The organism is Limnospira sp. PMC 1279.21 (assembly GCF_032349615.1).
Lineage (GTDB): Bacteria > Cyanobacteriota > Cyanobacteriia > Cyanobacteriales > Microcoleaceae > Limnospira > Limnospira fusiformis.
In genome coordinates, this window is the sequence record NZ_JARPLU010000077.1 from 1 (window position 1) to 11499 (window position 11499).

Consider the following 11499-nt stretch of genomic DNA (forward strand, 5'->3'; position numbering starts at 1 on the left):
AGTTTCTGGGAGTCTCTGAATTGTGGAGTCATGAGAAGCGATCGCATTATTTACATCCACCGAATCGGAAGTTTCTGGGAGTCTCTGAATTAGGGATATGTCGGAAATAGGTTCAGAAGTTGAAGATTTGTATTGTCTTTGTATGGACTCAGGATTAGGGGATTTCGATTCTTCTGTTATTTTGGGGTGTTTGGGAGGATAAAATTTGTTAGATTTTGGAGATATATTATCTCCTAATATGCTTCTAAATATGGTTGACTTTGATGGTGTTGATTTTTGATAATTAACTTTTGTTTGGTCTTGATTAAGATTGTCTAATTCCTCAGATGGTGAATCTAATTCCCGGCTAATTTCAGGTGTTTCTGATGTAAAAATAGCAGATGTTTCTGTGGATTGCGGAATCGATGTTGTCTCTGCATTTGGGGTAAAATCGACAGAGTTAAGTGGCTTTTCTTGGATGATGTTTTGATTACTAAAGTTAGGCTTTGACTCTAATAAAAAAGGACTATCCCACTCATCAAAACTTTGTAATTGTACTCCTTCACCCGCGAATAAAGATAAATCTAAAACTGATATGGAACGCGCACCCAGAGGCTGTAAAAATTTTTGACCTAATGGCGTAGGAGACATTAAAGGATTTTTTACGCCTAAATATGATGGTGAATTTGTATTAGTTGATGTCACGTTATCTGGGTTTTTAGACATACAAATTAAGTAAATTTATGACTTACTATAATATTTGATAATTGTGGTTTTAAAAGTATCCATCATTATCCCGCCTTCTATTAATGGCTGCACCTCCTGCGCCTCGAGGTGTTATGGTCACTTTTAACCCTTCATAAGCTAGGGTTAATTCTTCGATCGCTACTGAACTTCCTTCAGCTTGAAATCCTGGTGCTTTCCAGGAAATAGGAATAGCACCAATCAAAGTCCATGCTTGCATAATTTCCCCCGCTTGATTGAACATCAAAATATTGATATTCCGACGATTATATATGGGATTACTGATGGTAGTTAGCATCCAATCCCAGAAAATTGTGCTATTCGTCATTCCCCGCTTTAAGGTGATGTCGTCAAACTCTGCATGACCAATAAATACTCGCTGTTGGTCATTGACTCCACCTTCTAAATATGCTTCTTTTTGTAAGGTTACTCCGAAGCCAGAACATTCGGAAAATGATGCGGAAATGGTACTTTCCATTTCTACATAAAAGCGATTGGTTGTGATATAATTATACATGGATTATAAGGTATTCCTAGGATGTATGATCAGCATGATTTGCCTGGATATTTATTCACAACAAAATTGAAACCGAAAATTAATGTCGCTCACGGATTAAATTGAGGTCAGAAATTAACATTTCGTAAACTCGTTGTTCAACTTGTTTTTTGAGCATCGGGTCAGCGCGAACTTTTTGGGCGATTTTATACATCAAATCTCCGGGATTATCGCACTGTATTTTCGTGGGTGCGACTAAGCCAATGGGGTGGCTAGGTTGTCCGGGTGGCGGGTGTGGTATTGGGGGTTGATGGTTAGGTTTCATGATTCAGTGATTAAGGATTTGGGTTGAGATTTTGTAAAGGAACTAATCCGGTTTTGATCAGCAGATTTTGTGCTTCTTCGGTTTTCATAATTTCGGCGAATTTCTGCCCGACTGGGGATAAGCTGTTATCAAAGGAATAAACAACAGCCAGAGAATAGGCTAAAGGATATTGTCCGGTTTGAAATTTCTCAACAGATGGATGGTAACTACCTTTATCATTGCACAAATCGGTCGCGGGTGTAATAGGTTGATTGTTATGTTGACTTAGGGGTTGTACCGCTGGTCTCAACCCTTCTGCGATCGCCAGAGGGTAGACCGAACACTGCTGAAAAACTTGACTGAGGGGGCCAAAAGATAGGCTGCCAATTTCCCGTTCTTCAAAATCCTGAAGAACTCTTCTCATGGCTTGAAAAGTGGGGATTTGGCGAATTCTATTGACATTGGTTTCAGTTGTGATAAAATTGTCTGAGGGAGAGCTTTGCCACAGTCGCCGAAATTGGTCGATCGCTCGCTCGGTTTGTAGGACTCGTTCTTCAAAAATGCGGATCGCTTCTGCATCGGTGGGGATGTACAGTTGCACCGGTAAATCTGGCCCTCCTAACTGTTTCCAGTTGTTAATTTCTCCGGTGTATAGTTGTCGCAATTGCTTAATTGATATTTGTCCGTTTAAATTGTGAGGTAAGGAATTCTGGCGGCGCTGGTAACTAAAGGCGACAAACACGGCTAAACCATCATACGCAAAGGGAATAGCATTTAAATCTCTGTCTAAGTCTTGGATTAAGCTGGTAATGGCAAAATCTACCTCTTGGTTGCGAACTTTAGCCAGTGTTTTTTCCGTTGTCGGTTGGGGTTTATAAACCAATTTCATCTGGGGAATGCGCTGTTGTAATTCCTCCTCTAATGTTTTACCTTTTTCTACTAAGTTGCGCTGTCGGATTGCATAATTCCAAACCCCATTTTCATTAGCGGTGTAGCTAAATCTTCCTTTGGGAATAGCAGCAATATCTTTGATGCAACAGGGTAAAAAACGGTGGTCAGCTAGGACTATAGATGGGCGATATAATAACCGCCAGATACCAATTACTCCTAAAAAAGCCAGTAGAAGCAGCAGCAGAATCCATAACCGGGGAAAAGGGCGTTTTGTGTCTTCTTTTTCTAATGCGATCGCTTGATAATTGTGGTCAATTTCCGGTATTTGGGGGAGTGCTTCCCGGGCGGCTTTGGCGTTTTCAAAGGGTATATTGAATCCCAGGAGTCGCAATATAAACTGTTGCAGGGGGGGATAGGTTTCTGGCCAATCTTCGGGGAATTGGTAACGGAAGGTTTGCCCTCGGGTATCAACGGGGGAGGTTAAATTATGTTGCCAATTTCCTTTTAAAAGGTCAAAGGCGATCGCACCTAAAGCCCTTAAATCGAGGCTAGGATCAGCCTGGCTAACCGTGGTTAACCCGGGCTGAAATGGCTTTTCTGTCAGGGTCAAATCGGCTATGTAGACGAGAAATTGGGGGCGGTGAAACTGATGCTGTTCGATGGGTAAAATCAGAATCGTGTCCAGGCTGAGGTTCCCGTGGGCTACAAGTGAGTGAATTTGACCCGAGGGGAGGCGGTATTTCTGGGTGTGGAGGGGTTCGAGGCTTTGCAAAACCTGATCAAGGAAGTGCCGCACTTGGTGGGGAGTCATGGCACCAAATTGGCGGAGGTAGCTTCGCACGCTGGGATAGCTGTTGGAGAGGGTGTGGGTGACCGTGTAGCAGCGGGGTTGGTGGCGGTCGGCGATCGCTTCTGAGGGGACCAGCAGCCGAAAGTCCTGCACCCGACCATCAGCGGGGACTAATCCTGCCACATTTTCAAATACTGTTTTGGTCTGCTGTTCTTCCTGGGGGTTAAAGTGGCGTTGGGGGAGCAGATATTCTTTAATAATGACTGTTTTATTGTTGTTGGTTTGCACTGCTTGATAAAGGCGACCCAGACCCCGACTGCCGATGAAATTGACGATGCGATATCGGCCTTGGTTGCCGATAATTTCCGATTTGGTGGGGAGTATCGCGGGAAATCCGCATTGTAGACAGGTTAAAGCCTGTGGTTCTGCCGCCGTGGGGGATGAGTTAGCCAGGGGGCAGAATAGGGGGTTGCCGTGGGTACAGCGATATTTAGGATAGGGGTTGAGGACACCGGGGCTGACTTCCGCAAGTTGTGGAGGGGTATCGAGGGTTTCGATGTCGTCTGTGTCTTGGGGAATTTCTTCGCCTCGTTTCCGCCGTCGGAGGAGATCTCGGACATCTTCGCGAATGAAGGGTAAAAGCCGAACTACCCACAGGGGGAGAAATCGATAGACTGGAGCGAAGGCATTATAACCTACCCGTCGGACGCGGTGTTGGGCGGTAGCAATGGTGCTTTCTCTGATGGCTTTTGCGGTTCGGGTTTTCGGAATTGGGCGTTGAGGGGGTCTTACCATTACATAAAGGCTCCCAAGAAGCAGGTGTTAGGTAGTCAATTAGGGGGTGAGAAAATAGGATATTTATTCAGCCTCAACTTGGGCGATCGCATCATCGGGGGATGTCCCATTGAGTACAGCAATAATACCTGGGAGGTATTGATCCATCATGGTCACGTTGGTATAAACGAGGGATTCTATTAAAGTCGGGGTGAGGCGATCGCCTTCTACATCGATACTGGTTTTATAACAAACCTCCCCATCAGAATAGTCTAACTCGAAGTTGCCCAGAATCAAACCAGAATTAGCTTTTGTTAATAATTCAGCAATAGCCGATCGCTTTTCCGCAGGAATTGTCAGGGGACAAATCGAGTAAAACAGGAATTGTTGTTCTTCGTCTCTCGCCTGTGCGGAACAACTCCAACGGCCATTGTCGCCAATAAATGCCATTTCTAGGGTAGCCCCCTCCTCTAAGCTAACGTAGTCCCAATCATCTTGGTTAAAAAAGGCAGCCATGATTTGGGAAATGGGGGCAGAAATTGGGGATTCCGAGTCTCCAGTTGGCGGCGCGCCCAATTCCCGGCTAATTTCTTCGATGGCTTGGGTTCCGTGTAACAAAGCCGTTTGAATTTGCGTCCCTAACTGCTGAAAAGCGTCTTTTCCCGTAGCAACCAGTTGACGGAGTTGGTCAGGATTTGCCCAATCCCAAAGGGTACGATAGGCGATCGTTTTGTCTAATTGTTCTTGTCGCACTCCCAAACAAAACCAGTTTTCCGTAAATTGGTGAGGTAGGGGTTCTGGTCCGGGTAGTTGTTGTAGGTGGTTGATGAGAGTAGCCGTCGTGGTTCCGTCCTGGGTGAGTTGAGGCAGCAAACCCGGTTTCAGCATCAATTCTAACGTTAAATTGGTGCAAGGGTCAAATTGGCGATCGATTAAGGGACTACAAACCTCTGGTTTCAAGTTAAACAATTGTTCCTGTTCAATCAATTGATAGGTATCAAAGGATACTTCTAGGGTGAGACAAAAATCAATATCCTTACCATCATTCTCTCTAAAAATACCATTTAAAGCAAGCATTTCAATGGTTAATTTTGAGGGCAAAACAAAGGTCAATATTTGCTTCAAAGAAATCTCTTTTTTCATGTTAATTATTAATTATTAATTATTAATTATTAATTATTAATTATTAATTATTAAACCCAGCCTTTAACTTCACTATCCATCAAAGGTTTTTCCAATTTCATATATTCACTTTGGGCGGCAGCGAGTAGATGTTTCATCATTACCGGTTCCCCGGCATCAGCAGCCAGAAAAGCCGCATTAAGGGCGATATTGCGGATATTACCCCCAGAAACACTCAAGCGCGCCAATTTCTCAACCGTGAGCCCATCAGTGGGAGTTTCCGAGGGGAAGATACGCCGCCAGATTTCGGCGCGTTGTTTAGCATCGGGAAAGGGGAACTGGACCACAAAACGGATGCGACGGAGAAAAGCGGGGTCGAGCGCCCCCTTCATGTTGGTGGTAAGAATAGCTAAACCTCGGTAGGCCTCCATGCGTTGCAGAAGATAACTAACCTCGATGTTAGCATGGCGATCGTGGGAGTCTTTGACCTCGCTGCGCTTACCAAATAGCGCATCAGCCTCATCGAATAGCAAAATTGCGCCCCCACTTTCCGCAGCATCAAAGACCCGGCGAAGGTTTTTCTCGGTTTCGCCGATATATTTGCTAATCACGGAACTGAGGTCAATTTTGTATAAATCGAGTCGCAAGGCTTGGGCTAAAACTTCCGCCGCCGTGGTTTTCCCCGTCCCACTGGGTCCAGCGAATAGGGCGCTGATACCTAAACCCCGATCGCTTTTTTGACTGAAACCCCAATTTTCATAAACTTGGGAACGTTGGCGGAGGTGAGCCGCCATGGTTTCCAGAACTTGCATTTGAGCTTCTGGGAGAACCAAATCCGCCCAAGTCGCTTTAACTTCGATGCGCTGGGCCATATCTTCCATGCGGGGGCGAGCAAGGACGCGACAAGTATCCCAAAGATGGTCAATAAAGGTTTCGGTATCGTGGGGGGAAATTCCCTGGCTGGCGGTGGTTGTACAAACGGAGAGAATGGCGGGGGAGGGGAGGTTAAATTGGGCGGTAACTCGTTGTAGGTGGCCGTTAAGGTGTGTAACATCTCCCAGGTGTTCTTCCCAATACTGGTACTGTTCCGCAGCGCTGGGGCGGGTAACCTCGAAGTTGAGGAGGGGTCGGGTTCGTTGAGGAAGGCGATCGCGGACGGTAATGATCAGGGGGCTACCGATGCGCTCAATCAGTTGCCAGATACCGTCTCCGTGGCGACTCATTTCCACCTGTTCACAGTCGAGGAGGAGCGCATAGCCTCCTAAAACGGACTCGCGCTCCCATAGTTTTAACATAAGGTTAAATTCTGCGGTGGTCGAGGGGATGCGATCGCCATCACTATGATAGAGTTCCAGGTCTAACTGTTGACAGGCGACCTGTGCGATAGCTTGTCGAGTCGCCATATCTTCCCCGGAAAGCTGGACAACCGGTAACTGAGACTGTTCGCTAAAGCTCGACCAGGTTTGGGCAATTTTTAGGGCGAGTTGTTGATGGGAGGGGACTAACAGGGAGGCTTCCCCAAGGGATTCCACAATGCCGAATAAGCGTTCATCGAGATGCTGTATACCGATGAGATAGTGGAGGATACGTTCGTCAATGCGAATGGGACTGAGGGTCAAAACCGCACCGCCTCCCACTTCGAGTAAACGCCAGCGACGTAGGGGAGCATTGGGTGTTAGGGCGCTCCAATGGGGGCGATCGAGGATATTAAGGGCGAGGCTAAAGGTAGGATAAGGCTTTTGGGGGTCGCCGTGGGCTTCCGCGCAGAGTAGGGGAAATTCCCCATCGAGTTCCATTCCCGCGCACAACAGCAGCAAATCTTGTTCAAAGCTAGACAGCCCAAAGGTCTCGCACAGTTGCTCTAGGACAGGGGGGACGATGAATGGCTCGGTTGTTTCGGATCTGGTTTGCCCATTGGATGCCGCCCGGAGGGCATCCTTAATCCGGGTTAAGGCGAGTATGAGAGTTTGTTGATTCGGTAGTGAATGCCAGTTTGAGTCAGTCATGGGGAATGGAGAGTCGCGTGCTGTTTAATTTATCGCTACTTTAGGTTGAATGTATTGCTCAAAAGTTGGACTGTCGGGGTTGTCGTCTACACTCAGGATACTTTCTGCCCCATCAATTTGGACTCGCACCAGGTATTCTCCCGGTTTGACTTCCCGAATGGGGATGGAGACGGTAGCCGTGGCGCGAGTAATGGGTGGGGCGGTGAATAGGTAGCCGATGGGATTATTGCTATTGGGGTTGCATTCGTTCATCATCACCACAATTCGCTGACCTGGAGCGATCGCCAAGTTAAGGCTAATGCTGAGGGTTCCCGACCGTGGCTCCTCGTCAAATCCATCTAAGTCTAGGACTGTCACTGCATCAATAGTAGGCCGCAAGACGAAGGGGGCGACGTTAGATTCCACTTGGGGAACACGAGCAGGAGTGCTACCGTTAGTGGTGGCTGTACTCCCCCTTCTGCTAGATCGGGACCCGTTACGGGGGGGTACGGGTGGGGCTTGTAGGTGAATTACCTGTAGGCTTTGAACCCCAGCCCGTAGTTGGTCTGTTTCAATTAGGCTCAAGGGGAGCCGTAGTTCTCCGTTGTTGATGACTTGGGGGGTGATTTCTAGTTGACCGATGCGGATTTGGGTTAAGACACCAGAGAGATGCTGGCCACGAATCGAGAGGATGCTGTTACTGAAAATGGGTTGATTTTTACCTCCCACCGCCACCACTTGGGTGATGATGGGTTGTTTGGGAAAGACTGTACTGCCTAAAATGCGATCGCGCACAGGTAGGGCGGAACGTCCCGCCATGTCGCTTTCGATGATGATGACAGTCACTTTGTACACCAGGGACAGGGCGTAGGGGGTTTGGAAGAACACAGACCAGATTTTGGAGAGTTCGTCCGTCGAGACAGAGATAAATTCCGAGCGGATTTGTTCCACTTGTTCCGCTAGGTCGGAGTCCGCGAGGTAGGTAAAGGTGGGGTCGGCGATCGTGGCGCGGATGGTGTCCGCACTCAATACTAACTGGTCTTCCAGGGTTTGGACGACGCTACCCAGTAGGCGCTGGGGTTCGAGATCGCCATCGTTGCCGTAGAAGGATACCACATAGAATAGGTCGATCGCCGCTTGTCTACGACGGGTCATGTCCCCGCGCCGTTGGAAGTTGGGGGTGTCTTGGTTGGTGAGGGCCGGGTTGCGTTTGATATGATACAGGTATAGGTTCACACCTGTTTCGGGAATTGACCCGCTAGAACCGTCTGGGCGCACCGTGGTGACTCGCGCTCCGTCTACGTCTCTTTGAACGGCTCGCTGTAGGATGCGCTGTAAGGTCGCGGTGGCGGTGGCGACGGCTAGATGATTACTCATGGCTGACTGGGCCAGTTATAAGGGGTGGCAATGGTGAGGAGGGGTTTCTGGGGAACTTTGATGTTCATCTCTGATGCTCCTCCACTATTTAATACCACTTTGAGTCTATAGCGATCATTATGAACGGCAGATTATATATATTAACAATTACTTCATATATATTCACATAAGTATAATTAACTCAAAAAAACGTTATCAAAATAAGTATATTTGGTCGAGATTTCGGTGTAGTATTTTGAACAACTCCAAATTCTTGCGTAAGCTTGGATGGATAAAGCACATCCTAGAAATGATAAATAGGTAAAAGACCCAGCATGAGCAGGTTGTGGATTATCCACGCTATGCTGATTTTCAAAATTTATCCATCCGGTTGATCAGAAAAAATGGGTTTAAAACCTCGTCCTTTTAGACATGAAACTGTAAGACCAAAACTAACGAGCGTTAGTGGAGGCAGGATTCAGCCCCAGAGTCCCCACGCACTTAGGCTGGGGAGTGTCCAAACTGCCCACTCTCAGGGAGAAAGATTTTTATGGCTAGGCTTGACTATTTTGCACCTGGCGTTTACATTGAAGAGGTCGATCGCGGCTCTCGACCTCTTCAGGGTGTTCCCACCGCTGTAGCCGGATTTGTCGGTTTCACGGAAGATATCCGAGGTGGGGCTGAACCTTTTAAGCCGATGTTAGTCACCAGTTGGAAGCAGTATCTGGAATACTTCGGTCGAACCAACTCGGACGGTTTCACCGACTTCGGAGCCTATCTTCCCTTTTCAGTTTACGGTTGGTTTCTCAACGGCGGCGGTCGGTGCTGGATTACTAGCATGGGAACAGGACTCCCCGGTTCTCCTAAGCCGGAAGTGACGGAAACGGGAACCGAAATTGTCAACCGCGCTAATCGTCCTTCGTTAAGATTTTCGATCCGTGAGAGTTCCCAAGATGGTGCTTCGGAAAGTTCCCTAGCCGACAGTTCGCAAAACGGGTTCCTGGCTGTGAGCGATCGCTCTATCCGGGTGCAAATTACCGAAGGGTATCCGAAACCCCCCAGCGAAGAAACGGAAGCATCAGAAGCGATCGTTACTGCTAATACAGGGGAATTTTTCACCATAGTGATCCGCCAGGGAAGTGAGGAACTCGAACGGTTCCCGCACCTGAGTATGAATCCAGACATCGAAACAGCAGTAGCCGATTATGTGGTTAGCGCCCTGGAAGAATCCCAGTACATTATAGCCACAGATTTGGCTATCAGTGGTAGTCCCCTGGCTCGCCGCCCGTCTAACGGCATTTATGAAGTCAGCCCTCCGGCAATTATAGCAGAAACCGACAACTTAGCGCGCCATGTGGAAGGCGTGAGGGAGGATCGCACCGGGATTCGCGGCCTATTTGAAATTGACGAAATAACTATCGTCTGTTGTCCCGACTTAATGAAAGTCTACGAACAGGGATTGATTGATCAAGATCAACTCCACGGACTAATGGACTTGATGGTGAGTATGTGCGAGGGAGCCGCAGACGGAGACATCCCCAACGCCCCCAACCGGATGATCATCCTTGACCCGCCGCCTGATCGGGTGAAACCGCAGGATATCAGCCGTTGGTTAAGCCAAGAATTTAACCGGCGATCGCAATTTGCGGCCCTGTACTATCCGTGGATTTTAGTTCCGAACCCCCGCAACGCCGGACGGCCCATAGCTATTCCCCCCAGCGGCCACATGGCAGGAGTATGGGCGCGGGTGGACGAAACCCGGGGGGTTTACAAAGCACCTGCTAACGAAGTACCAAGAGGTGTGATCGGTCTGACTCACCCGTGCAACTTCCGAGAACAGGAACTGCTGAACCCTATTGGCATCAACTGTATCCGGCCCTTTGATAACCGGGGTATCAGGATCTGGGGCGCTCGTACCTTGGTCGAACCCGACAAAACCGAATGGCGCTATATCAACGTTCGCCGTCTGATGAGCTACATCGAGAAGTCCATCGAAAACGGTACCCAGTGGGTGGTGTTTGAACCCAACGACGAAGACCTATGGCAGCGGGTCAAACGCACTATTAGCAGCTTCCTGACTGAATTATGGCGATCGGGAGCGCTGACGGGTGGCAGTCCCAGCGAGGCTTTTTATGTCAAGTGCGATGCTGAACTAAATAGCCCCCAAAGCATGATGCTGGGTCGCCTGTTTGTGGAAGTGGGTGTTTGTCCAGTGCGTCCGGCTGAATTTGTGGTGTTCCGCATCAGTCAGTGGACCGCTGAGGGTGACGGCGAATAAGCCAACTCTCTTAAATCTCTGCCTCCAAAACCAACCCATTGGAGGCAGTCGAGATTTTTTTGATATTTACACTTAAACAAGGGAATCGAATCATGAGTAGTGCTGCTCCGGTTTTTACCACTACCGCCACCCGGTATCAAATTGATTTTCGCAATGATACTGTCGGGAATATTGTCCAAAATGCTTATATCAAAAGTATGGCAGCCCTGACCTACGAGGGAAAAGTAGCCGGAGGTGATAAAGCCTTGGGTTCTGGTCGCAAAGGTCGCCGGGTTCGCCAAAGTACGATCGCCGGTTATGAAAGCAACCCATCAATGACGATCGAAACCTACATCAGCGACGACCCCAACGATGCCAGTCGCCAGCTATTTGCTTGGTTCAAAGCCTGTCTACCACCCGAAGAGGGAGGAGAAGGGAAATGGTCTCAGTACCGGGCTAGTGGTTCTGTGGTGCTGTATTCTCCTGACGGAGAAGAGGTTTTACGCTGGAACCTGGAACGTGCTTGGCCGAAAAAATATTCCATTGCTGATATGGACTCGACCTCGGGAGATTTGGCGGTTGAAACCTACGAAATCGTTGCTGAAATGATTACCAAAGAGGTGGCTCTGGGCGGTCAAGTTGCCAGTATGAGGAGTGGGGCTGCGGTTTAATTTATGGGTAGGTGGGTGCATCAGTATCGGGCGCGGGTGCAGAATTGGCTGGTTTTCCCGTCCCCTCAAAGAAGGGCGGGTGCAGAATTGGCTGGTTTTCCCGTCCCCTCAAAGAAGGGCGGGTGCAGAA

At 48.3% G+C, this 11499-nt stretch carries 8 protein-coding genes and 1 pseudogene; 2 read left to right on the top strand and 7 right to left on the bottom strand.

The window, feature by feature from the left end:
- The 7 genes and pseudogenes from P5683_RS13110 to P5683_RS13140 all read right to left on the bottom strand — a co-directional run.
- Window positions 1-705, bottom strand: a pseudogene (locus P5683_RS13110) (hypothetical protein); the annotation flags it as partial.
- A 49-nt stretch (window positions 706-754) separates the two neighbouring features.
- Window positions 755-1240, bottom strand: a complete 486-nt coding sequence (locus P5683_RS13115; protein ID WP_006622193.1) for a phage tail protein — start codon at window positions 1238-1240, stop codon at window positions 755-757.
- A 79-nt stretch (window positions 1241-1319) separates the two neighbouring features.
- On the bottom strand, window positions 1320-1544 hold the full coding sequence (locus tag P5683_RS13120) for a hypothetical protein (RefSeq protein WP_006622192.1): 225 nt from the start codon (window positions 1542-1544) through the stop codon (window positions 1320-1322).
- Between the two features lie 10 nt (window positions 1545-1554).
- Window positions 1555-3999: a substrate-binding domain-containing protein gene (locus P5683_RS13125; protein ID WP_006622191.1), complete on the bottom strand. Its 2445-nt coding sequence runs from the start codon at window positions 3997-3999 to the stop codon at window positions 1555-1557.
- Window positions 4000-4062: 63 nt separating this feature from the next.
- Window positions 4063-5055: a YbjN domain-containing protein gene (locus tag P5683_RS13130; RefSeq protein WP_315662512.1), complete on the bottom strand. Its 993-nt coding sequence runs from the start codon at window positions 5053-5055 to the stop codon at window positions 4063-4065.
- A 116-nt stretch (window positions 5056-5171) separates the two neighbouring features.
- On the bottom strand, window positions 5172-7106 hold the full coding sequence (locus tag P5683_RS13135; RefSeq protein WP_006622189.1) for an ATP-binding protein: 1935 nt from the start codon (window positions 7104-7106) through the stop codon (window positions 5172-5174).
- A gap of 24 nt (window positions 7107-7130) precedes the next feature.
- Window positions 7131-8462 (bottom strand): DUF4255 domain-containing protein, encoded by a 1332-nt coding sequence (locus P5683_RS13140; protein ID WP_193520529.1) that lies wholly within the window; start codon window positions 8460-8462, stop codon window positions 7131-7133.
- Window positions 8463-8991: 529 nt separating this feature from the next.
- Between P5683_RS13140 and P5683_RS13145 the strand changes: the two genes are divergently transcribed.
- Both P5683_RS13145 and P5683_RS13150 read left to right on the top strand, forming a co-directional pair.
- Window positions 8992-10719 (top strand): phage tail sheath C-terminal domain-containing protein, encoded by a 1728-nt coding sequence (locus P5683_RS13145; RefSeq protein WP_315640128.1) that lies wholly within the window; start codon window positions 8992-8994, stop codon window positions 10717-10719.
- Between the two features lie 92 nt (window positions 10720-10811).
- On the top strand, window positions 10812-11369 hold the full coding sequence (locus P5683_RS13150) for a phage tail protein (protein ID WP_006622185.1): 558 nt from the start codon (window positions 10812-10814) through the stop codon (window positions 11367-11369).
- Window positions 11370-11499 lie beyond the last annotated feature (130 nt).